This window comes from Maribacter sp. Asnod2-G09 (assembly GCF_045063795.1).
Lineage (GTDB): Bacteria > Bacteroidota > Bacteroidia > Flavobacteriales > Flavobacteriaceae > Maribacter.
The window spans coordinates 1,229,733-1,254,469 of sequence record NZ_JBEFOA010000005.1 but is presented as its reverse complement, the minus strand read 5'-3'; the positions used below and the strand labels follow the sequence as shown (position 1 = coordinate 1,254,469).

The 24,737-nt window shown below is 35.1% G+C and carries 20 protein-coding genes; 13 read left to right on the top strand and 7 right to left on the bottom strand.

Annotation, left to right across the window (positions count from 1 at the left end):
• Nucleotides 1-16: 16 nt before the first annotated feature.
• The 3 genes from ACJJVT_RS17405 to ACJJVT_RS17395 all read left to right on the top strand — a co-directional run bounded on the left by ACJJVT_RS17405 (nt 17) and on the right by ACJJVT_RS17395 (nt 5,027).
• Entirely contained in the window at nt 17-3,154 is a 3,138-nt protein-coding gene (locus tag ACJJVT_RS17405) for an efflux RND transporter permease subunit (RefSeq protein ID WP_405400400.1), read from the top strand.
• A 16-nt stretch (nt 3,155-3,170) separates the two neighbouring features.
• Entirely contained in the window at nt 3,171-4,574 is a 1,404-nt protein-coding gene (locus tag ACJJVT_RS17400; RefSeq protein ID WP_405400398.1) for a TolC family protein, read from the top strand.
• Between the two features lie 225 nt (nt 4,575-4,799).
• A complete protein-coding gene (locus ACJJVT_RS17395; protein WP_405400396.1) occupies nt 4,800-5,027 on the top strand; it encodes a hypothetical protein in 228 nt (75 codons plus the stop codon).
• 134 nt (nt 5,028-5,161) lie between these two features.
• Here ACJJVT_RS17395 and ACJJVT_RS17390 read toward each other — a convergent pair whose 3' ends face one another.
• A complete protein-coding gene (locus tag ACJJVT_RS17390; protein ID WP_405400395.1) occupies nt 5,162-5,635 on the bottom strand; it encodes a CYTH domain-containing protein in 474 nt (157 codons plus the stop codon).
• A gap of 52 nt (nt 5,636-5,687) precedes the next feature.
• Here ACJJVT_RS17390 and dinB point away from each other — a divergent pair, with 52 nt between their 5' ends.
• The 6 genes from dinB (at nt 5,688) to ACJJVT_RS17360 (ending at nt 14,044) form a co-directional block, all read left to right on the top strand.
• Entirely contained in the window at nt 5,688-6,791 is a 1,104-nt protein-coding gene (gene dinB, locus ACJJVT_RS17385; protein WP_405400393.1) for a DNA polymerase IV, read from the top strand.
• A gap of 109 nt (nt 6,792-6,900) precedes the next feature.
• The gene (locus ACJJVT_RS17380) at nt 6,901-7,320 is read left to right on the top strand and encodes a hypothetical protein (protein WP_299799011.1); all 420 of its coding nucleotides are present in this window, start codon (nt 6,901-6,903) and stop codon (nt 7,318-7,320) included.
• 145 nt (nt 7,321-7,465) lie between these two features.
• A complete protein-coding gene (locus ACJJVT_RS17375; protein ID WP_405400392.1) occupies nt 7,466-8,551 on the top strand; it encodes an efflux RND transporter periplasmic adaptor subunit in 1,086 nt (361 codons plus the stop codon).
• A gap of 19 nt (nt 8,552-8,570) precedes the next feature.
• Nucleotides 8,571-11,819, top strand: a complete 3,249-nt coding sequence (locus ACJJVT_RS17370; protein WP_405400391.1) for an efflux RND transporter permease subunit — start codon at nt 8,571-8,573, stop codon at nt 11,817-11,819.
• Complete coding sequence (locus ACJJVT_RS17365; RefSeq protein WP_405400390.1) at nt 11,806-13,254, top strand: TolC family protein; 1,449 nt, start codon at nt 11,806-11,808, stop codon at nt 13,252-13,254. Before ACJJVT_RS17370 ends, ACJJVT_RS17365 begins: the two co-directional genes overlap by 14 nt.
• Before the next feature lie 265 nt (nt 13,255-13,519).
• Nucleotides 13,520-14,044 (top strand): PAS domain-containing protein, encoded by a 525-nt coding sequence (locus ACJJVT_RS17360; RefSeq protein WP_405400389.1) that lies wholly within the window; start codon nt 13,520-13,522, stop codon nt 14,042-14,044.
• A 73-nt stretch (nt 14,045-14,117) separates the two neighbouring features.
• On the opposite strand, the gene pyk is transcribed toward ACJJVT_RS17360, so the two are convergent.
• From pyk to ACJJVT_RS17335, 5 genes are all read right to left on the bottom strand, one after another.
• Nucleotides 14,118-15,560 carry a pyruvate kinase gene (gene pyk, locus ACJJVT_RS17355; protein WP_405400388.1) on the bottom strand — a complete coding sequence of 481 codons (1,443 nt, stop codon included), beginning with the start codon at nt 15,558-15,560 and terminating at the stop codon, nt 14,118-14,120.
• Nucleotides 15,561-15,562: 2 nt separating this feature from the next.
• Nucleotides 15,563-16,027 carry an IPExxxVDY family protein gene (locus ACJJVT_RS17350; RefSeq protein WP_405400387.1) on the bottom strand — a complete coding sequence of 155 codons (465 nt, stop codon included), beginning with the start codon at nt 16,025-16,027 and terminating at the stop codon, nt 15,563-15,565.
• Nucleotides 16,028-16,142: 115 nt separating this feature from the next.
• Nucleotides 16,143-16,877, bottom strand: coding sequence for a ribonuclease III (gene rnc, locus ACJJVT_RS17345; protein WP_405400386.1), 735 nt, complete (start codon nt 16,875-16,877; stop codon nt 16,143-16,145).
• Nucleotides 16,878-16,885: 8 nt separating this feature from the next.
• Nucleotides 16,886-18,136: a beta-ketoacyl-ACP synthase II gene (gene fabF / locus ACJJVT_RS17340; protein ID WP_405400385.1), complete on the bottom strand. Its 1,251-nt coding sequence runs from the start codon at nt 18,134-18,136 to the stop codon at nt 16,886-16,888.
• Between the two features lie 106 nt (nt 18,137-18,242).
• Nucleotides 18,243-18,476: an acyl carrier protein gene (locus tag ACJJVT_RS17335; RefSeq protein WP_008269813.1), complete on the bottom strand. Its 234-nt coding sequence runs from the start codon at nt 18,474-18,476 to the stop codon at nt 18,243-18,245.
• Nucleotides 18,477-18,767: 291 nt separating this feature from the next.
• Here ACJJVT_RS17335 and ACJJVT_RS17330 point away from each other — a divergent pair, with 291 nt between their 5' ends.
• The 4 genes from ACJJVT_RS17330 to ACJJVT_RS17315 all read left to right on the top strand — a co-directional run bounded on the left by ACJJVT_RS17330 (nt 18,768) and on the right by ACJJVT_RS17315 (nt 22,962).
• On the top strand, nt 18,768-19,343 hold the full coding sequence (locus ACJJVT_RS17330) for a phosphoribosylglycinamide formyltransferase (protein WP_405400384.1): 576 nt from the start codon (nt 18,768-18,770) through the stop codon (nt 19,341-19,343).
• Nucleotides 19,343-19,978, top strand: coding sequence for a viroplasmin family protein (locus ACJJVT_RS17325; RefSeq protein WP_405400382.1), 636 nt, complete (start codon nt 19,343-19,345; stop codon nt 19,976-19,978). The genes ACJJVT_RS17330 and ACJJVT_RS17325 overlap by 1 nt, the downstream gene beginning before the upstream one ends.
• Nucleotides 19,979-20,092: 114 nt before the next feature.
• Nucleotides 20,093-21,019: a PfkB family carbohydrate kinase gene (locus tag ACJJVT_RS17320; RefSeq protein ID WP_299325906.1), complete on the top strand. Its 927-nt coding sequence runs from the start codon at nt 20,093-20,095 to the stop codon at nt 21,017-21,019.
• A gap of 44 nt (nt 21,020-21,063) precedes the next feature.
• On the top strand, nt 21,064-22,962 hold the full coding sequence (locus ACJJVT_RS17315) for an amidophosphoribosyltransferase (protein WP_405400381.1): 1,899 nt from the start codon (nt 21,064-21,066) through the stop codon (nt 22,960-22,962).
• Between the two features lie 1,063 nt (nt 22,963-24,025).
• Here the strand turns inward: ACJJVT_RS17315 and ACJJVT_RS17310 are convergent.
• Nucleotides 24,026-24,634 carry a superoxide dismutase gene (locus tag ACJJVT_RS17310; protein WP_405400380.1) on the bottom strand — a complete coding sequence of 203 codons (609 nt, stop codon included), beginning with the start codon at nt 24,632-24,634 and terminating at the stop codon, nt 24,026-24,028.
• Nucleotides 24,635-24,737 lie beyond the last annotated feature (103 nt).

The following is a 24,737-nucleotide window of genomic DNA, read 5'->3' as shown; positions in this document are numbered from 1 at the left end:
ATATAAATAAACAACAATGTTTCAAAGATTTATAGATCGTCCCGTACTTTCTACGGTGATTTCGATCATTATAGTTATTCTAGGTGTTTTAGGTTTAACGACCTTGCCTATAGAACAATACCCAGAAATAGCACCACCAACGGTGCAAGTTACAAGTACCTATACAGGTGCAAATGCAGAAACCGTACTTAATAGTGTTGTAATTCCACTAGAAGAGCAAATTAATGGTGTTGAAGACATGTTGTACATGACTTCTAATGCAAGTAATGACGGTGCTTCAACCATAAACGTATTTTTTAAATTAGGTACTGATCCAGATATTGCTACAGTAAACGTACAGAACAGGGTTGCAAGAGCAAATAGTGTATTACCTCAAAGTGTTGTTCAAACAGGGGTTATCACACAAAAATCTCAGACCAGTGCATTATTATTCTTCTCACTCTTTTCTGATAACGATGAGTATGATGCCACCTTTGTAGAAAACTATGCTAAAATTAACATCGTACCAAAATTACAACGTATTGAAGGCGTAGGTAACGTTACTGTATTTGGTGCTAAAGATTATTCTATGCGTATCTGGATTAATCCAGAAAAAATGGCCGCTTATAAGCTAATGCCATCCGATATTCAAGCTGCACTTACAGAACAAAATCTCGAAGCTGCAACAGGTAAAATTGGTGAAAATGCCGATGGTGTTTACGAATATGTATTAAAATATAAAGGTCGTCTTTCAAATGAAGCTGAATATGAAAATATCATTATTAAGGCTCAAGAAAACGGACAATTTTTAAGACTTAGAGATGTTGCCGAAATTGAATTGGGAGCTTTTAATTACGGGACTAAGAATGAAGGTATGGGCAAGCCTGGTGCTGCCGTTGGTGTTTTTCAAACTTCTGGCTCAAATGCAAATGCTATTATCGATGAAATTCAAACAATTTTAGAAGAGAGTAAAGCCGATTTCCCTAAAGGACTAGATTATGTAATACCTTATAACACTAAAGATTTCTTAAGTGCATCTATAGATCACGTGATACAAACTTTGATCGAGGCCTTTTTATTAGTATTCTTAGTGGTATTCATATTTTTACAAGACTTTAGATCGACATTAATACCAGCAATTGCAGTACCAGTTGCAATTATTGGTACATTCTTCTTCCTCTCATTATTTGGGTATTCTATTAACATGTTAACGCTATTTGCAATGATACTTGCAATTGGTATTGTAGTGGATGATGCCATTGTGGTGGTAGAAGCCGTGCATGCTAAAATGGAAGAAGGCGCTACAAATGCTAAAACGGCTACGAAATCTGCCATGTCAGAAATATCAGGTGCAATTATTTCTATTACCTTGGTAATGTCGGCAGTATTTATTCCTGTATCATTTATTAGTGGATCTTCTGGTGTGTTCTACCAACAATTTGGTATCACATTGGCAATAGCAATTCTTATTTCTGCTGTAAACGCTTTGACACTGAGTCCGGCTTTGGCTGCTCTTTTACTGAAACCTCATCATACATCCGAAGAAAAAAAGAAAGGTGTTGTAAAACGTTTCTTCTCAGCTTTCAATACTGGTTTTGATGCGGTAACTAATAAATATGTTGGATCAGTAAAATATATAGCCAAAAGAAAATGGCTAACTGGAGTTTCGCTTGTCATATTCGCAGTTATTGCAGTTTTACTATTTCAATCTACACCTACTGGGTTTATACCGAATGAGGATCAAGGGTTATTATTTGCTGATGTTACAATGCCTCCTGGTACTACTTTAGAACAAACACAAAAAACTGTAAAGAAACTCGATTCTATTTATGAATCTATGGATATCATAGAAGCTAGAATGAACATTACCGGGTTCAGTATTCTAAATAGTGTTAACGGTGGATCATATGGTTTCTCTGTTCTTCGTCTTAAAGATTGGGGTGAAAGAGAAGGTGAAGGAGAATCTGTTCAAGAAGTGGTAGGAAGCCTGTTCGCAAAAACAGCGGGATTAAAAGATGCTAAAATATTCTTCTTTACGCCGCCAAGTGTTCGTGGTTTTGGTAATTCTACCGGTTTTGAGATGAACTTACAGAGTAAAGATGCTGATGATTGGCAAACCGTAAGTAAAGTTACCAATGAGTTCTTAGGTGCCATTAATGCACGACCAGAGGTACAATACGCGATTACTAACTTCAACGCCAATTTCCCTCAATATGAATTAGATGTAGATGTTGAGAAAACTAAAATGGCAGGCTTAGCTGTTACTGATGTTTTTAGTGCTATGCAAGGTTATTATGGTGGTCTTTATACTACAGATTTCAATAAATTCGGTAAGCAATACCGTGTAATGATTCAAGCTAAACCCGAAGATAGAGCCGATGAAAATTCATTGAACCATATATTCGTAACCAATGCTAATGGAGAATCGGTTGCCGTTTCGCAATTTGTATCGTTGAAGAAAATTTATGGTCCAGAGGTGGTAAGTAGATTTAACTTATTGAGTTCTGTAAAAATCAACGGAGCTATGAACCCTGGGTATTCAACTGGTGATGCGATTAAAGCAATTGAAGAAGTAGCTGCAGAGGTATTACCTAATAATTATACCTATGAATATTCTGGACTTACTAAAGAAGAAAATAGCGCAGGTAGCCAAACCATCATTATTTTTATTTTGAGTTTGGTATTTGTATACTTCTTACTAAGTGCGCAGTACGAATCATATATTCTACCATTATCAATTCTACTTTCATTACCCGTAGGTATTGCTGGCGCTATTGGTTTTGTTAGCATTGCCGGACTTGAAAATAATATCTATTTTCAGATTGCATTGATTATGCTTATTGGTCTGCTTTCGAAAAATGCCATTCTTATTGTAGAGTTCGCATTGCAACGTAGAAAACACGGTATGTCGATTATCGACTCTGCTATCGATGGTGCAAAAGCCAGACTTAGACCAATTTTAATGACATCATTCGCATTCATTCTTGGTTTAATGCCATTGGCATTATCATCGGGTATTGGTGCTGTTGGTAATAGATCTATTGGTATGAGTGCTGTTGGTGGTATGTTAATCGGTACCATATTCGGTGTATTCGTTATACCGGCATTGTACGTTATTTTCCAAACTATTCAAGAGCGTTTTACAGGTGCTCCACAACCAACTATTGAAGAATAATAGAACTAAAGAAATCATGAATAAAATAATATCAAATAAACTTATACTGGTTGCTATACTGCCATTGTTGTTGCAGTCTTGCTTTACAGCAAAAACATACGAGCGACCAGATGTCGAAACAGAAAACTTGTATCGAACCGATAATTTACCGCAAGACAGTGTATCATTTGCGTCGGTTTCATACCAAGACCTTTTTACAGATGCTCATTTGAAGACTTATATTCAAAGAGGATTACAAAATAACCTTGACATTCGCATTGCGCTACAGAACATTGCAGCTGCCGAGTCTTATGTTAAGCAGGGTAAAGCAGGCTATTTGCCTACCATTAATGGTGCTGCAAGTGCAACAAGAGTTGCAAGAACAAGCGAGAACGGACAATTTGGAAGCTTTTTTACGCAACCTTATAACCAATTCGAAACTTCTGGTACTGTTTCTTGGGAAGCAGATATATGGGGAAAAATTAGAAGTACTAAACGGGCAAGTGATGCTAGCTACTTACAAACTGTAGCTGCGCATAAAGCGGTAAAAACGAGCCTAGTAGCCCAAATTGCCACGACCTATTATAGAATTCTATCATTAGATAAGCAGATTTTAGTTACTGAAGAGACGATTGAAAACCGCTCTAAAAGTTTAGAGACTATTACTGCCTTAAAAGAAGCAGGGCAAACAAACCAAGTTGGTGTTGACCAAACTGCAGCGCAATTATATAGCGCTCAGAGCCAACTATTGGATATTAAAAATTTACTGTACCAAGCAGAAAATACATTAAGTATTTTATTAAGCGAACAACCACAGACCTATTCTCGTAATACGCTCGATGAACAATCTTTAGCTAGTGAAATGCAGCTTGGGGTACCGGCGCTTTTACTTCGTAATAGACCAGATATTATGCAAGCAGAATATAGTTTAATGAACAGTTTTGAACTAACTAACGTTGCGAGAAGTAATTTCTACCCATCAATAACTTTGTCGGCACAAGGTGGATTTCAAAGTTTAGAGTTTGACAATTGGTTAGATTCCAGTTCAATATTTGCAAACTTAGTAGGCGGACTTACACAACCGATTTTCAATGGTAGAAAAATTAAAACCGCTTATGAGGTTGCCCAAGTACAACAAGAGCAGTCTTTACTGAGTTTTAAAAAGGCTCTTTTAACTGCTGGTAGAGAAGTATCTGAAGCTTTATATGACTACAATATTGCAGTTGAAAAAGAAGAATTTATCTCTAAGCAAGTATTAGCATTAAAACGTGCCGAAAATAATTCAGAAGAATTATTGAATAGTGGTTATTTAACGTATCTAGATCTTTTAACAGCTAGAGAGAATTCTCTAAATGCAGAGCTAAACCTAGTTGCCAATAAGTTTTCGCAACTATCAGCAACGGTTGAATTATATCGTTCTCTTGGTGGCGGATGGCAATAGGTTAATGCTTATTATAATGCTAAAAAGAAGCGAATATACTGAACAAGCGTTAGCGCTTTTCTCTAAATATAGATGTGAAAGGGTCGGAATGGATGATGTTGCTGAGACCCTTGCATCTCTAAAAAAACACTATACGAACTGTTTGAAAATAAAGATAATCTAGTTCAAGAAAGTGTTACCTTACTACTTAAGCGTAATTATGAAAACATGAGTAGCTTTTTTTAAATGTCTGAACAAACATCAGACCCATTTAGTAAAATTATACATAATTATAGTGTAGGACTTAAGGAGTTGAGAAACTTAAGTCCTACTTTTTTATACGGACTTAAAAAATACTACCCTAAAGCATTCAAGCTTTACGATGATTTCACCCAAGCAATTGTTTGGATCTATGTTTTAGACCTACTAAAAGCTGCAGAAAGAAATGGGTTATTAAGAGAAAAAAAATATTAAACTAATTTGTGAGCTATTTATGCATCGAACGAATGAAGTAATGATACCGAATCGCGATTTTTTCGACAGCTATAGTAACGAAGAATTATTAGAGCATTTAATTATTGTGCCCTTACAGGGGATTAAAAAACCACCTAATCTTTCCAATTCCTAAAAGGATTTTTACTAATTTGAGAGTTATAATATTTAACCTCTCCGGTTACCTCAATGCCTAACCAAGCAGGTTTTTGAAAAGATTCATTCTCATCGTTTAATTCAATTTCAGCAACAGTTAAGCCTTCATTATCATCATAGAATTCATCAACTTCATAAACGTGATTTCCAATAGTAATTTCATACCTGGTTTTGTTCAGAATTCCTTTTTCACATAATTTCAATAGACTTTCGGCTTCTTCAACAGAAATTTCTTTTTCCCATTCAAAACGAGAAGTTCCTGTTTTATTTGATTTACCCTTAACGTTTATGAAACCTAAATCACCCTTAATTCTTACTCTTACCGTTCTACTAGGGTCTGTATTCAAAAAACCTTGAACAATACGTGTTTTAGATGTTGCTTCAGACTTGTAATCGTCAGATTTCACCAAAAATTTACGCTCTATTTCTATCATATGAATGGTTAAAACTACTATCCAAAAACTAAGATAAGTCTTAAATTTGCTTATGCCCAATGAAATACCACTTCGAAAAATTATTCATGTTGATATGGATGCGTTTTATGCATCTGTAGAAGAACTGGATAATCCTGATTTAAAGGGAAAACCTCTGGCAGTAGGTGGCAGTGAAAAAAGAGGTGTAGTTTCTGCAGCCAATTATGAAGCCCGTAAATATGGTGTACGTAGTGCAATGAGCGGATTTATGGCTAAAAAAAACTGTCCGCAGTTAACCTTCGTTAAACCTAGGTTTGAACGGTACAAGGAAATTTCAAAACAAATACGAGCTATCTTTTTTGAGTATACAGATTTAGTTGAACCGCTATCTTTAGATGAAGCTTATCTTGATGTTACCGTCAACAAAAAAGGAAATCCTTCCGCTACTATGTTGGCCACTGAAATACGACAACGTATATTAGAGAAAACAGGCTTAAATGCATCCGCAGGTATCTCCATCAACAAATTTATTGCTAAAGTTGCCAGCGATATCAATAAACCCAATGGACAAAAAACAGTAAATCCAGAAGAGGTAATTCCTTTCTTGGAAGAATTAGATATACGTAAGTTCTATGGTGTAGGTAAGGTCACTGCTGAAAAAATGTATAAGCTGGGCATTTTTACCGGTAAGGACTTAAAAGGAAAATCTATCGAATTTCTAGCAGAGAATTTTGGTAAGAGCGGTCCTTACTATTACCACGTGGTACGGGGTATACACAACAGCGAAGTTAAACCACATCGCATTCCAAAATCCGTTGGTGCAGAACGCACTTTCAATGAAAACCTCAGCAGTGAGGTTTTTATGCTAGAACGCCTAGAACATATTGCCCAAGAACTTGAAAGAAGATTGACGAAATCTAAGGTAGCAGGTAAAACAATTACGTTAAAAATAAAATACAGTGATTTTACCTTGAATACTAGAAGTAAAACTATGCCTTATTTTATCTCAGATAAAGATCTAATTTTAGAAACTGCAAAAGATCTTTTGTATCAAGAAGAGCTACAAAACTCTGTTAGACTTCTAGGAATCTCCTTATCTAATTTAAATACAGAAGACAAGACGGTTAAAAAAATTGACGATAAATCAATTTTAGTTCAATTAAAATTCGATTTCTAATTAATCATCTTTCATTTTCTCTCTTTAAACCAATAATATCAAATGTTAACAAAAATTAACGGCAATTAGTTGTACAGCATTATTGGCTAGAATAATTTTGTTCTCTTAAATGAAAAAAGGTTTTTTAAAATTTCTTCTTTCTACCTGTATATTACTATCTGGTATATACAGTCCTCTATTTGCTAATAACAATATAGGGGGTACTTCTTTTCATGCCATTCAACAATTAACCAATTCATTAGATAACAATCTAGTTTCGGTAATTGATCATAATGCAGTTCTTAAAGGCACTTTCGGTAATTTAGACAAGGTTATTGAGATTGAAGCTGTAGAAATTGAGGAAGAAGAGAGTGAACATACTTTCTTTAAAAAAGCTGGTGAACACCACCATGCTTCAATTTCTTTTTACCTTTTATCAGTACTATTCTTATTTAGTTATTTTACAAATAGCAATTCACTTCAAAGGCTATTTACTTTTCTACCCACAGCAGATAGGCGCTTTGTCCTATATCAGGTATTCCGTATTTAAAATTTCTTTCGGTCAAGATTTTATTCTGACCTGACATCATTTTTAAGACAACAGCCAGTTTAGATCCATTAATCTACTTGTCTTATAAATTGAGTGTCTCCGCATCTTTATATTTCATTTTCCAATCAATTAAATATTCAATTTTATGACCAAGAGCGTACTCCTGATCGCTACCGCATGCAGTTTATTTATTGCGGCAAGTTGTAATTCAAAAAAAGAAAAAAAAGAAGAGCACACTAAATTTCTAATTACCAGTCCCATTAAAAAAGACACATCGATCATTAAAGATTATGTGTGTAATATTAATTCATTTAAACATATTGAACTTAGAGCCCTAGAGAAAGGGTATTTGAAGGAAATTCACGTTGATGAAGGGCAGCTAGTGAAAAAAGGGCAAAAAATGTTCAATATTATGCCCAACATCTACGAAGCAGACTTGCAGAAAGCGAAAGCAGAAGCAAAGGTTGCTGAAATAGAATTACAAAATACCCAACTTTTAACCGATGGTAATGTCGTTTCTAAAAATGAACTTGCCATGGCAGAAGCTAATTTTGACAAAGCTAATGCCGAAGTTTCATTGGCACAAACCCATTTAGGCTTTACAAATATCCGTGCTCCTTTTGATGGTATTATGGATCACTTACATGTTCGAGAAGGTAGCCTTTTAGACGAGGGTGAATTACTTACAACATTGTCAGACAACTCAAAAATGTGGGTGTATTTCAATGTTCCAGAAGCCGAGTATTTAGATTATATCATAAGCACGGATAGGGACACCAAAAAAGAAGTGCATCTATTAATGGCGAACAACAAGCGTTTTAATCAAAAAGGTATTGTTGAAACTATTGAAGGAGAATTTGATAATGAAACTGGTAACATTGCTTTTAGAGCAACCTTCCAAAATCCTGATAGAATTCTTAGACATGGTGAAACTGGTAGTATTCTCATGACCATCCCTTTTAAAGATGCACTGATTATTCCTCAAAAAGCAACTTTTGAAATATTGGACAAACGATTTGTTTTTGTTTTAGATCAAGACAATGTAGTACACCAAACAGAGATTTCTGTAGCTGCAGAACTTCCTCACCTTTTTGTAATTGGCAAAGGTTTAAAACTAAGCGACAAAATACTTATAGATGGTATTCGTATGGTAAAAAACAATGAAAAAATTGAAACTGAATTTGCTGAACCAAATGAAGTGATTTCAAAATTAGCCGTGTACGCGGAATAACCAAACAAATACAAAAGACATGTTCAGTAAGTTTATAAAAAGACCGGTATTGGCTATTGTCATATCGGTAATAATCGTTTTTGTGGGATTGCTTTCCATAAAGCAATTGCCTATTTCACAGTTCCCAGATATTTCGCCTACTACGGTGAATATCTTTATAGCCTACCCTGGTTCTAGTGCAGACGTTTTGGTAAAATCTACCCTTATTCCGCTAGAGACCGCAATTAATGGCGTTCAAGATATGCGTTACATCGCATCTGATGCTACTAGTGCAGGTGAAGGTACCATACGTATCATTTTTGAACCTGGCACGGATCCAGATCAAGCTGTGGTAAGAGTAAAAACTAGAGTAGATCAAGTTATGCCTTTGCTACCTGAATTGGTACAACGAGAAGGTGTAATTATCACTCCGGTTCAACCAAGTATGTTAATGTATGTAAACCTGTACAGTGACAATTCTGATGATCATGAATTGTTTTTATACAACTACGCATACACCAAAATGATTCCTGAAATTCAGCGAATAGATGGTATTGCAAGTGCTCAAATTTTAGGTAGTCGTAAATACGCCATGCGTGTTTGGTTAAAACCAGACCGTATGCGTGCTTATAACGTTTCTGCAGAAGAGATTCTAGAAGCTATGGAAGAGCAAAGTATTTTAGCTCGCCCTGGTAGAATAGGTCAAAGTTCTGGTAAAACATCACAATCTTTAGAATATGTACTCATGTACCAAGATAGGTTTGATGAACCACAACAGTACAAGGACATTATTCTTAAAGCCACTGCAGAAGGTGAAATTCTAAAATTAGGCGATGTAGCAGATGTAGAATTAGGTAGTGAATTTTTTGATATCTATTCTAACTTAGACGGTAAACCATCTGCCTCTATTGTATTAAAACAAACTTTTGGCAGTAACGCTAGTGATGTCATTGAAGAAGTTAAAACAAAATTGGCTGAACTCAAAAAAGACTTGCCTACTGGTTTAGATTATAAAATTAGTTATGATGTTTCTAATTTCTTGAATGCATCAATAGAACAGGTATTACATACCTTAAGAGATGCCTTTATTTTGGTTGCCATTGTTGTATTTCTATTTTTAGGCGATTGGCGTTCTACTCTTATTCCAATTATTGCGGTACCAGTATCCTTGATTGGTGCATTTTTTATTATGCAAATGTTTGGGCTATCCATTAACCTAATTACGTTGTTCGCTCTGGTACTCGCCATTGGTATTGTGGTCGATGATGCCATAGTTGTGGTTGAAGCGGTACATGCTAAAATGGAAGAAACACATTTAGGTCCGTATGAGGCTGTAAAACTTGTGGTAAACGAAATCGGTGGTGCTATTATCGCAATTACCCTTGTAATGGTTTCAGTATTTATACCAATTGCCTTCATGTCTGGACCCGTTGGTGTATTCTATCGCCAATTTTCAATTACTATGGCTGGATCTATCGTTTTATCCGCTATTGTCGCACTTACATTAACTCCGGTTTTATGTGCCATGATTCTTAAAAATAATCACGGTAAAGTGCGTAAAAAATCTCCTGTAGATAAATTTATAGATTGGTTCAACAGAGGTTTTGAAAAACTTACCGGCAGGTATACTAAAATCTTAAATAAGATTGTTGCTAGGAGAGTACTGACTTTTGGTATTTTAGGTGCTTTCTGTGTTGGTATTTTCTTTACCAATAAAACATTACCTGCCGGCTTTATACCTAACGAAGATCAAGGAATGATCTACGCAATTATACAGACTCCGCCGGGATCAACTTTAGAGCGTACAAATGACGTTGCTAGAAAACTACAGAAAATTTGTGAAGAAACTGAAGGTGTTGAATCTGTTTCGTCTTTAGCTGGTTATGAAATTATGACCGAAGGTCGTGGGTCTAACGCTGGTACGGTGTTGATCAACCTAAAATCTTGGGGTGATCGCCATCACTCGGTTCATGAAATAATGGAAGAGTTAGAGGAAGAAACAAAAGACCTCGGTGCCGTTATTGAATACTTTGAACCTCCTGCTGTACCTGGTTTTGGTTCTTCTGGCGGATTCTCAATGCGTCTTTTAGATAAGACAGATGGTACCGACTATCACGAATTTGAAAAAATCAACAATGATTTTATGGAGGCACTATCTGAACGTGATGAACTTACAGGTTTATTTACTTTCTACTCTGCCAACTATCCGCAGTACGAATTAAAAATAAACAATAAAATCGCCATGCAAAAAGGGGTTTCCATCAGTAAAGCAATGGAAAACCTGAACATTTTAATTGGTAGTACCTACGAACAAGGTTTCATTCGTTTTGGTAGATTCTTTAAAGTTTATACCCAAGCTGCTCCAGAATACAGAGCATTGCCTTCAGATTTAGAAAAACTGTTCGTAAAAAACGAAGAGGGTGAAATGGTACCTTATTCTGCTTTCATGTCTATGGAGAAGAAATTGGGACCAAATGAAATTACCAGATACAATCTTTATAATTCTGCTTCAATTAGAGGTTTACCTGCTGAAGGGTTTACCAGTGGCGATGCAATTGCCGCAATTAATGAGGTAGCGGAGCAAACACTACCTAGAGGTTTTGACGTTGCTTGGGAAGGTTTATCGTATGATGAAGCGCAAAGAGGTAATGAATCTATATACATATTTCTAGTCGTATTAATCTTTGTGTATTTCGTTCTTGCAGCGCAGTACGAAAGCTTTTTACTTCCCTTTGCTATACTTCTATCCTTACCAATAGGTATTCTTGGTTCTTTCTTTATGCTAAAAGCAATGGGGTTAGCCAATGATGTGTATGCTCAAATCGGACTAATAATGCTGGTCGGACTTCTTGGTAAAAATGGGGTACTTATTGTCGAATTCGCGGTTCAAAAACGACGACAGGGCAGTACTATTTTAGAAGCTGCTATTGAAGGTGCAAAAGTGAGGTTTAGACCTATTTTAATGACCTCATTTGCATTTATCGCAGGACTTATTCCGTTAGTTGTTGCACATGGTGCTGGGGCAATTGCGAATAAAACAATTGGTGGTTCTGCCATGGGCGGTATGCTTATGGGAACACTTATCGGTGTTCTTATTATACCAGGGCTATACTACATTTTTGCAACAATTGCAGACGGTCGCGGACTCATAAAAGGGGAATCTGATGAACCCATTTCTGAAGAATTTGTACGTATAAGTGAAGGTGAAAGTAAAACACGCCAAAAGCTTCGCGAATTAAAGCAAATGATTAAAAAACTAACCAAAGAAGAAGAAGATGATCAAAAATAAAAAAACCATAAAGCATGGAAAACTACTTTTGGTGGTTCTTATGAACGTAGGTTTATTCTATTCATGCGTGCCTACAAAAGACTTGAAAGAGGCGAATACAAATATGCCATCAAAATATGTTGATCAAACAACAGATTCTACAAACAGTGCTCAATTAAAATGGTCAGATTTCTTTAAAGATGAAAACCTGACAAAATTGATTGATACGGCATTGACTAATAACCAAGAACTACGCATTATGATGCAGCAGATTGATGTTGCCCAAAATGAGGTAAAAGCTAGAAAGGGAGAATACCTCCCTTTCATAAGCTATGGTGCTGGCGCTGAAGTTGAAAAAGTAGGTGAATATACCCGTAACGGAGCAGTAGAAAAGAATCTGGATATTAAGGACGGTGAAGAGTTTCCTGAGCCACTAACAGATTACTCTGCCGGACTTTTCGCTACTTGGGAGTTAGATGTTTGGAAAAAACTGCGCAACTCTAAAAAAGCAGCTGCTTTAGAATACCTATCTACCATTGAAGGTAAAAACTTTATGGTGACTAGATTAATTGCTGAAATTGCAGATTCTTATTATGAGCTTGTTGCTTTAGATAATCAATTAGCATTTATAGAGCAAAATCTTGAACTGCAGAATAACGCACTAAAAATGGTTCGCTTACAAAAAGAGGCTGCAAGAGCTACAGAACTTGCCGTAAAAAGATTTGAGGCAGAGGTTTTAAAAAATCAAAGTCACAAATTTGAAGTACAACAAGAAATTGTTGAAATGGAGAACAAACTGAATTTCTTAATAGGGCGTCAACCTCAATCAATTACTCGTAATTCTGAAGGATTTATCGAAACCGAGATGGATACTATTTATGCCGGATTACCGTCTCAACTTCTTTTAAACAGACCAGATATTAGACAGGCGGAATATGAATTAGAAGCTGCGAAACTTAATATTAAAGTAGCAAGAGCTAACTTTTACCCCTCTATCGGATTGAAAGCAGGATTAGGACTTCAGGCATTTAAACCTAAGTACTTAACCGAGACTCCAGCAGCTTTAATATATAGTGCAGTTGGCGACATAGCTGGTCCCCTAATCAATAAAAATGCAATTAAAGCCGAATATAACAGCGCAAATTCTAAACAAATACAAGCAGTGTATGAATACGAAAAAGCCATTTTAAGTGGATACATCGAAGTGGTAAATCAATTGTCTAAAATGAAGAACCTGAAACAGAGTTATGCGTTGAAAGAAACCCAAGTAAAGGCATTGACAGAATCTATCGATTTATCTACACGTTTATTTCAATCTGCAAGAATTGAATATATCGAAGTATTGCTAACACAACGTGAAGCGCTCGAATCTAAAATGGAATTGGTTGAAACCAAAAAAGACCAATTAATGGCAAGAGTAAATGTATATCAAGCCTTAGGTGGCGGATGGAACTAACATCATTTTAATTATTAAAAATGGATTTTCTCAACCCTAACAGGATCTATTCCTGTTAGGGTTTTTTGTGTTTTTAGGAAATTTATTAGAAAAATCAGCTCTTTTGTGTTCAACTTTTACAATCACTTTTTGAAGTATAACCAACGAACACTTAAACATTAATACTAATCCTCTCTTAAAATTATAACCGTTACAGGTAAAATTTTAGCTTTATAGCAAATTGCTATGAAAAAGAAATTTTAATTATTACTCTAAGCTACACAGAATGATAGATTTAAAAGATTACGACAATGCCGTAATCAAGTTTAGAAAAAGCCAAGACTTTACAATGTTACCTGTTCTATCTTGGGATTTTTATGCTTCTAATTATGAAGAAATAAAACGAACCGAAGAAGATACTGTTGCTTTATTAAGTTTGGTTTCTGCTAATTCTTGGAATATTGATACCGAAATTCTCGATACCAAATTAAAAGCAGACAAGAATGTTGTTGTGGTTACAGATGCCAAATTAAACATCGTTTTTGCCACTAAGAACATGTGGAATATGAGTCAATATTACCCTGAAGAAATTATAGGCAAAAGCCCTAAAATGTTTCAAGGTAACTTGACATCAAAATCTACCTTAAAAATTATCTCTGAAGCAGTAAAAGAAAAGAAACCTTTTGAGGTTACTGTAGTCAACTATAGAAAAGACGGATCTACTTATAAATGTTGGATTCAAGGAGAACCTATTTTTGACAACAAAGGTGATGTCGTTAATTTTATAGCCTTTGAAAAAGAAGTTGCTTAACAGTTGTTGTTAAAGCATAAAAAAAGGGTCGCTAAATAGCGACCCTTTTTTGTGAATTATATTTTAAATCTGACTAAATATCGCCTGATTCTATTTCACTAACTCTTAATGTATTTACCATACCCTTATCTTTAATAGGCATTGCAGCAAGACTAATAATCATATCGCCTACTTGCAAGTATCCTTTATTGAAAGCTATACGGTTTACATCATCGACAGTGTCATCTGTAGATACAAATTTATCATAATAAAAAGCTTTTACTCCCCATAACAAATTCAACTGTGTAAGTATTCTTTTGTTTGAAGTAAATACCAAAATATGTGCACTTGGTCTCCATGCAGAAATTTGAAAAGCTGTATATCCACTATTTGTTAATGTAGATATTGCCTTTGCTTTAATATCGTTGGCCATTGTAGCTGCATGATAACAAATAGATTTAGTAATGAATCTCTTTGTACGAATATGTGGTGGATCATGCGGTACATGTATTAAATCTGAACCTTCAACACTCTCTAAAATGCTTGACATTTTCTCAATAACCTGTACTGGGTAATTACCAACAGAAGTTTCACCAGATAACATTACTGCATCTGCACCATCCATAACAGAGTTTGCTACATCATTTACTTCTGCTCTTGTTGGTGTAAGGCTAGTAATCATTGTCTCCATCATTTGGGTAGCAATAATTACCGGTATTCTAGCTTTCTTAGCTTTTAAAACTAATTGCTTTTGAATTAACGGTACTTCATGAGCAGGAACTTCAACCCCTAAATCTCCACGTGCAACCATTAAACCATCACAGTAAGCAACAATCTTATCTATATTTTCAACAGCCTCTGGCTTTTCAATTTTAGCAATGATTGGAATTTTATGATCTGAATGCTTATTGATGATGTTCTGTAAATCAATTAAATCTTGACTAAAACGAACAAAAGAAAGAGCGATCCAATCTACCTCTAAAGAAATAGCGAATTCGGCATCTGCAATATCCTTTTTTGTAAGTGCCGGTAAAGAAATATTTGTATTCGGTAAGTTAACACCCTTCTTAGATTTCAGTGGTCCACCTTGTATTACCTTGGCTAAAACCTCATCACTTCCATTGGTTGTTACTACTTCGAACATAAGTTTACCATCATCTAAAAGAATACGCTCCCCAGCTTTTACATCTCTAGGAAATTCTTTGTAATTCATGTAAACACGTTCCGCAGAACCTTCAAAAGGCTCACCAGTTACAAATGTTATTTCATCACCTGGGCTAACTACAACGTCACCAGCCATTACGCCTACACGTAATTTAGGTCCTTGTAAATCTGCTAAAATAGATGTGTACGTATCCATTTCATCATTTAACTCACGTATCATTTTTACACGCTCTTTAACATCGTCGTAATCGGCATGAGAAAAATTTATTCTGAATACATCTACTCCTGCATCAATCATGCTCCTGAGTACCTCTTTCTTACTAGTTGCAGGCCCTAAGGTGGCAACAATTTTCGTCTTTTTTACAGTTGGCATATTTAAAAAATTAGATTGTTCTTTGATTTTAGTTTGTCTGTACTTATTTCATAAGCTGCCATAACCCTTGGCAACATTAATATGTTCTTTATTAAGGAATTTATATCAAAATCCTTCTCAGTTTCTATTTTTAATAGATAGTCGACATCCTTATACTCAGGTATGAGCCTAGGTGTCTTATATGTTGTTTCGTTCTTAAATAAATCGTCTCGTACAATAAGTTCTTTTTCACTGCTATGATTGGCAACTAATACCCAATACATATCATTGTACTCATCTTCCCATTCAAAAATGGGAAAGGATTTATTTTCAGCAAGAATAAAATTCTTTTTTGCTCTTACAAATTTTGACTTAACACTTTGGTTTAATCCGTAGGCTAAAGCAAAATCTTCTAAGGTAGTGTGTAAAGCTATAAGGCTGAAAGATTCATCATAAAAATCATCATTTATTTTATAAGTCGCAGCCATACTTCAACAAAACGGTAAATATAAAACTTCTAAGCTATAAAGCCTAGTTAGATAAATTGATAAAAACACATTAAAAGTTAATAAAATGTTAGCTTTTTATCATTTTGTGAAATGATTAATTTCCCATCTTGTCCTGCAAGGCAAAAAAAGCTCTTTTTGAGGCTCTTTCTTCTGCTTTCTTCTTTGAAGTTGCCCTAGCTTTTGCCACAACATTACCACCAATTGAAAGCTTAACAGCAAAATGTTTTAATGGATCATTGCCTGTATCTTCATAAACGTCAAAGTCAAAAGATTTCTTTTTCTTCTGACACCATTCGATTACTAAACTCTTATAACTTATTACCCTACCTTCTAGTTGTTCAATATCAACATAGGGCTCTACAACTCTTTTGTATATAAATTTTTCGCAATATTTATAACCACGATCAAGGTAGATTGCACCTACTAATGCCTCAAATACATTACCATGTATATTTTGACCAAAGTGCGATTTAGGTATTCTACTTTCTACATAATTAATTAAACCCAAATCTTTACCTAGTTCATTTAAATGCTCTCTACTAACAATTTTAGATCGCATTTTGGTCAAGTAACCTTCGTCACCTTCTGGCACTTCACTGTAAAGATGTTTAGAAATTATAGTACCTAGCATAGAATCTCCTAAGAACTCTAGCCGTTCGTAGTTCATAGCATTACCCTTTTCATCTTTTACATTCATTGACCTATGAAGAAAGGCCTTTTTATAAAAAGATAAGGTTTTAGGTTTAAAACCTAAGATTTTGGTTATTCCCAAAAAAAAATCCCCATCCTCTTTTGGATGGGAATTAAATAAGTTTGTGGGAAATGACATAAAACTAATTAATCAATTTTTTTAAAAACCACACATGCATTGTGTCCACCAAAACCAAATGTGTTACTCATGGCAACTTTAACATCTCGTTTTTGAGCTTTGTTCAATGTAAGGTTTAAACTAGGATCTATATTCTCATCTACCGTAGTATGGTTAATAGTTGGTGGCACTATACCATGTTCCATTGCCAAAATCGATGCAATTGCTTCAATAGCTCCGGCTGCACCTAATAGGTGACCGGTCATAGATTTGGTAGAATTTATATTTATATCTTTTGCATGTTCACCAAATACTTTGGTAATTGCTTTTAGCTCTGCAACATCACCTAAAGGTGTAGAAGTACCATGTGTATTAATAGCATCTACATCTTCAATTGAAAGACCTGCATCTTTTAAACAGTTTTGCATTACTCTAACCACTCCTACCCCATCTGGGTGTGGTGCAGTCATATGGTAAGCATCACTTGTCATACCACCACCTGCTACTTCTGCATAAATTTTTGCTCCTCTAGCAACTGCATGCTCATATTCTTCAAGAACCAATGCCCCTGCTCCTTCACCTAAAACGAAACCATCTCTAGTTGCATCAAAAGGTCTTGAAGCCGTTTCTGGACTATCATTTCTTGTTGATAATGCGTGCATTGCCCCGAAACCACCCATACCTGCAATAGTTACGGCAGCCTCACTACCACCTGTTACAATTACATCGCAATGACCTAAACGTATATAGTTTAAGGCATCTATCATCGCATTTGCCGAAGAGGCACATGCTGAAACAGTTGTATAGTTAGGACCCATAAAACCATGTTTTATAGAAATGTTTCCTGGTGCTATATCTGCAATCATCTTTGGTATAAAGAATGGATTGAATCTTGGTGTACCATCACCATTAGCAAAATTCATGACCTCGTTCTGAAAAGTTTCCAATCCTCCGATTCCTGCTCCCCAAATAACGCCAACACGAAATTTATCAAGTTTTTCTAAATCTAATTTAGAATCAAGAATAGCTTCGTCAGAAGATACAAGTGCATATTGTGCAAATCTATCAAGCTTACGCCCTTCTTTTCTTTCAAAGTGATCTTCGGTGCTGTAGTTCTTCAACTCACATGCGAATTTTACTTTAAATTTTTCTGTATCGTAATAAGTTATTGGTGCCGATCCACTTTTACCGTTAATCAAGGCATTCCAATACTCTTCAATATTGTTACCTATTGGGGTAAGTGCCCCCAAACCTGTAACTACAACTCGCTTTAACTGCATTTAACTTTTGTTTGTTTAAATCTAAACCAAGCGTAAATTAAAAAAAATTATCCATGCGGAGTGTTTACCACATGGATAATTTGAATTCTATTTAAGAAAACATGCTTTACTTCGCTTCTTCTATATAGCTGATCGCTTGACCAACAGTTGCGATATTCTCAGCTTGATCGTCTGGAATTTGGATATCAAATTCTTTTTCGAACTCCATTATCAACTCTACCGTGTCTAATGAATCTGCGCCTAAATCGTTAGTAAAGCTAGCTTCGGTTACCACTTCGTTTTCATCAACTCCTAATTTATCAACGATGATAGCTTTAACTCTTGATGCAATGTCTGACATAATAATATTTGTTTTAAAAATTTAAATTGAAGGCAAAAATAAAAAACTTTGGTTTAATTACACTAATTGTCGTTAAAATGTATGGTAATTTAATAAAATTAAAGACATGTGCAGTAATTTTACCATATTAATATTTTGTTTCGGTAACGTTGATAAAAGGTATTGAAAAGTAGTGAGGTAGTTAGAACTGTAAATGATAATCGTTTTTTTCTAAATTCTGACAAGCTTTAAATTTGCTTTATTTGCCGAACTTTAATTTTATTGTTTGCTCTCTTAAAAAGACCACTTGTATTGAAAACCAAAAAAATTATTCTTTTTGCCTCAGGTTCTGGATCTAATGTTGAAAACATTGCCAACTATTTTAAACTCCGTAAAGATGTTACTATATGCTGTGTATTAACTAACAAAAGCGATGCCAAAGTCATAGAAAGGTGCAATAGACTTGAAATAAACGCCTTGTTCTTTAACCGTCAAGCCTTTTCCAAAAGCGACTTTATTTTAAATATGATGCAGTCTCTAGAGCCCGACCTTATAGTTTTAGCTGGCTTTTTATGGAAAATACCAGAAGCTATTACGAATGCATTCCCAAATAAAATTGTAAACATACACCCTGCCCTTTTACCTAAATATGGCGGCAAGGGTATGTACGGCATGCATGTTCATAATGCCGTAAAAGAGCAAAAAGAGACCGAAACTGGTATTACCATACATTATGTAAATGCAAATTACGATGAAGGCGCAATCATTAAACAAGCGAAAGCGACTATTGGTGAAAACGATACCGCAGAAGATATTGCATCTAAAGTTCATCAATTAGAATATGAGTATTTCCCTAAAGTCATCGACGAAATTTTATTAAAACAATAATGGCAAAAAAGGGAAAATTCTATGTTGTTTGGAAAGGTAAAAAGCCAGGCATCTTTGATTCATGGAAGGAATGCAAAAAATCTATCGCAAACTATGCCGGTGCAGAATACAAATCTTTTGAATCTTTTGAGGTCGCCAAAAAAGCCTACAATGGTAATTATGCCGATTTTAAAGGAAAGAAAAAAACAACCTCTTCATTATCTAAAGAAGAGTTAGTAAGAATAGGGCAACCTAATTATCATTCCATTTCTGTTGATGCTGCTTCTAGCGGAAATCCCGGAGTTATGGAATACCAAGGTGTAGATACTAAAACGGGTAAAAAATTATTTAAACAGGGTCCTTTTCCGCAAGGGACTAATAATATTGGGGAGTTTTTAGCGCTGGTTCACGGACTAGCATTTTTGAAAGAGCGTAATAGTGACCGCATTATCTACACAGATTCTAGAACAGCCATGAGCTGGGTGCGCAAGAAGAAATGCAACACCAAACTAACCGTATCTGCCAAAAACAAGAATCTTTTTGAACTTGTAGATAGAGCTGTTGAATGGCTAAAGAAAAACCAATACAGTACTGTTATCGTAAAATGGGAAACAAAAGCTTGGGGAGAAATTCCTGCTGATTTTGGTAGGAAATAGTTGGCATTTTATATCAACAATTCACCTTTAATAACTATTACCATTTGTATTTGAAAAACCATTTTAATTAGCCCTTCAAAATCGTATATTTGCAGCTTAAATTTTTACAATTTTATGGGCAAGCTTTTAATAGTAGGTACTGTCGCTTTTGACGCCATCGAAACTCCTTTTGGAAAAACAGATAAAATATTGGGCGGCGCAGCTACCTATATTGGCTTAGCAGCATCTCAATTTGATGTAGATTCAGCTATTATTTCTATTGTAGGTGATGATTTACCACAAGAATATTTAGATCTTTTAACTGACAGAGGTATTGATATTTCTGGCTTAGAAATCGTGAAAGGTGGTAAAACTTTCTTCTGGAAAGGTAAATATCATAACGATTTAAATTCAAGAGATACGCTTGTTACAGAATTAAACACCTTAGAAGACTTTAACCCTGTAGTTCCTGAAGATTATAATGATGCCGATGTAGTAATGCTAGGTAATCTTCACCCAATTGTTCAATTAGGTGTAATTAATCAGATGAAAAAACGACCAAAATTAATCATATTGGACACCATGAATTTTTGGATGGACAATGCTTTGAATGATTTAATGGAAGTCATTAAACATATAGATGTATTAACTATTAATGATGAGGAAGCTAGACAATTAACTGGCGAATACTCTTTAGTTAAAGCAGCACAAAAGATTTTTACCATGGGACCTAAATATGTGGTCATCAAAAAAGGAGAACACGGTGCTTTGTTATTTAATGAAGACCAAATATTCTTTGCACCGGCATTACCTTTAGAAGAGGTATTTGATCCAACAGGTGCAGGCGATACTTTTGCAGGTGGTTTTTCTGGCTACCTAGCAGCTAGCGATGATAGTTCTTTTGAGAATATGAAGAAGGCTATTATTCACGGATCTAATTTAGCATCCTTTAGTGTTGAGAAATTTGGCACAGAAAGAATGGTTGATTTAGATCGTAAAGAAATTAGAGAGAGACTGCATCAGTTTAAAAGACTGACTCAGTTTGATATAGAATTACAATAATCCCCTAGCCTCAATTTTTTGGGGCTTTTTTAATACCAAAAACAATGAGTGACGCAATTAAGCATGAGTGTGGTATTTCTGTAATACGGTTACTAAAACCATTAGAGTATTACAAGGAAAAGTATGGAACAGCATTTTATGGTGTAAATAAAATGTATCTAATGATGGAAAAACAGCACAATCGCGGTCAAGATGGTGCAGGTTTTGCCAGTATTAAATTAGATGTAGAAGCTGGGGAACGTTATATGAGCCGTGTGCGTTCATGTCAACAACAACCTATTCAAGATATTTTTGCACAAATCAACGATCGTATTAATACGGAACTTAAAGAGCATCCGGAGTATGAAGATGATGTGGCTTTACAAAAAAAGCACATACCTTATATAGGCGAATTACTTTTAGGCCATGTACGTTATGGTACTTTTGGTAAAAATAGTATTGAAAGTGTTCACCCGTTTCTAAGACAAAACAATTGGATGCACCGTAACCTTATCGTTGCTGGTAATTTCAACATGACGAATGTTCACGAACTGTTCGATAATCTTATTCAGCTAGGGCAACACCCAAAAGAAATGGCCGATACCGTTACCGTAATGGAAAAAATTGGTCATTTTCTAGATGATGCAGTTGCTAAATTATACAAGCAGATTAAAAAGGAAGGATATACCAAACAAGAAGCTTCTCCACTTATAGCCGAACGTTTAAAGGTGTATAAAATATTAAGAAGGGCTGCCAAAAATTTTGATGGTGGTTACGCAATGGCTGGTTTACTTGGTCATGGTGATGCTTTTGTACTTAGAGACCCAAGCGGTATTAGACCTGCATACTACTATAGAGATGACGAAGTTGTCGTAGTAGCATCAGAAAGACCGGCAATACAAACTGTTTTCAATGTACCTTATGAAGAAGTAAAAGAATTGGATCCGGGTGCAGCTATCATTATTAAAAAGAATGGCACCAGCGACATTAAACAAATACTAGAACCTAAAGAGCGAAAAGCTTGTTCTTTTGAACGTATCTATTTCTCTAGAGGTAGCGATAAAGAAATTTACCAAGAGCGTAAAGCTTTAGGTAAGTTGGTATTTCCTCAAATATTAGAAGCTATTAACGAGGATATTAAGAATACCGTTTTCTCTTATATACCAAATACAGCTGAAACTTCTTTCTACGGAATGGTTAAGGAAGCTCAAAACTACCTAAACAAGAAAAAGGAAGAACAAATACTAGCTTTAGGCACAGGTATTACAGGTGAACAATTACATGAAATACTAGATGTACGCCCTAGAATAGAGAAAGTTGCTATTAAAGATGCGAAGCTAAGAACATTCATTACTCAAGATAGCAGCAGAGATGATCTTGTAGCACACGTATATGACATTTCTTATGGGTCAGTAAAAAAAGGTGACAATCTAGTTATTATAGATGATAGTATTGTTCGTGGTACTACACTTAAAAAGAGTATCCTTAGAATATTAGATAGATTATCTCCTGAGAAAATTATCGTAGTATCTTCTGCACCGCAAATTAGATACCCAGATTGTTATGGTATTGATATGGCAAAACTAGAAGATTTCATAGCCTTCAAAGCAGCTTTAGCTTTACACGAAGACAATAACTCTATGCATATTGTAGAAGATATTTACAAAAAGTGCTTGACACAGGTTAATAGTCATGATAACGATGTAATTAATTACGTTAAAGAATTCTATGCTCCTTTTACAGCGAAACAAATTTCAAAGAAAACAGGAGAGCTGCTTAGTCCTGAGGGGATAAACGCTGAAGTTTCTATTATTTACCAAACCATTGAAAACCTACATGAGGCTTGTCCTAAAAACTTAGGCGATTGGTATTTTACCGGTAACTACCCAACACCAGGTGGAAATAGAGTAGTAAATAAGGCTTTCATAAACTTTTATGAAGGCAACAACGAACGCGCATATTAAATAATACATCGATGAAATGCATTCATTTTATGCATTTCATCGATGAATACGGTATTTTAACGACTCAATGGTCGATTTGACTTAACCAGCTTTACATTTAGAGCTACCATAGCATAAGTAGGTTAAGTTCATGGTAAGATTTGGGGCAAAAAAGGTGGAGGTTTCTCCACCTTTTTTATTTACTAATTTTTCGGACACTACAACTTTGTAATCCGTTTCTTCACAAAGCTCTTTTAAACGTAATTACGAGACTTTCAGCCAATACCTTTTATAATCATTAATAAGCCTATTACATTTACAGAACCATAGCATAAGTAGGTTAAGTTCATGGTAAGATTTGGGGAAAAGGACGGAGCAATGCTCCGTCTTTTTATTTTACAGCCATTTCTAACACTACAACCACACAAAATCTTCTTAAACTTTCAATTCTAGCAGTACAACTTAAGTTTGTGACGTACAACGAATAGCTTTTTATAATACCCTTTATGCATATACATTTACAGAACCATAGCATAAGTAGGTTAAGTTCATGGTAAGATTTGGGGAAAAGACGGAGCATTGCTCCGTCTTTTTATTTTACGGCCATTTCTAACTTCACAATCAGAAAATCTTCCTAAATTTTTAATTCTAGTAGTACAACCTAAGTTTGTGACGTACAACGAATAGCTTTTTATAAAACCCCGTATGCCTATATATTTACAGAACCATAGCATAAGTAGGTTAAGTTCATGGTAAGATTTGGGGAAAAGACGGAGCATTGCTCCGTCTTTTTATTTTATACCAATTGGCTTATAAAACAACTAGTTAGCCCTAATGACCTACCCCTAGTAAAACATCTTCTCTTAAATAAAAGTTTATTTTTTTCTTAAAAATCCTTTTTTTATTTACTCAATACCAGTAATTTAGTCTCGCCATAGCATAAGTAGGTTAAGTTTATGGTAAGATTTGGGACGAAAAGGGTGGAGACTTCTCCGCCCTTTTCTATTTTAAAACCAAAAAAACCACCTATGAATAATTCATAAGTGGTTTCCTACAAGATAGTTAAGAATATTTCTACTATTTCTTATTTGTTACTTGCGTATCTTTTCGAAACTTCATCCCAGTTAATGATATTGAAAAACGCTTCAATATAATCTGGTCTCTTGTTTTGGTAATTTAGGTAATATGCATGTTCCCAAACGTCTAAACCTAAAATTGGTTGACCTCCACATTCAACACCTGGCATTAATGGATTGTCTTGATTTGGTGTAGAACATACTTCTACTTTACCACCTTTATGAACACATAACCATGCCCAACCAGAACCAAATCTTGTACCTGCAGCAGTTGTAAACTTATTTTTGAATTCTTCGAAAGAACCAAAAGCGCTATCAATTGCAGCTGCTAATTCTCCACTTGGCTTTCCACCACCGTTTGGTGATAAAATTGTCCAGAATAAAGAGTGATTGTAAAATCCGCCACCGTTATTTCTAACAGCACCATTACTCATATCCAATCCTGTTAAAATATCTTCTATAGACTTCCCAGCAAGGTCAGTATCTTCTATAGCAGCATTTAATTTAGATGTATATCCTTGGTGATGTTTTGTATGATGTATTTCCATTGTCCTTGCATCGATATGAGGCTCAAGAGCGTCATAGGCGTAAGGCAATTTTGGTAGTTCAAAAGCCATAATTTATGTGTTTTTAGATTAATATTAATTGTATTCCAAAGTTACGAATTTTAACATTTATATTCATGTAATAATTTGTTAAGAACTGTACAGGAATCCTTAA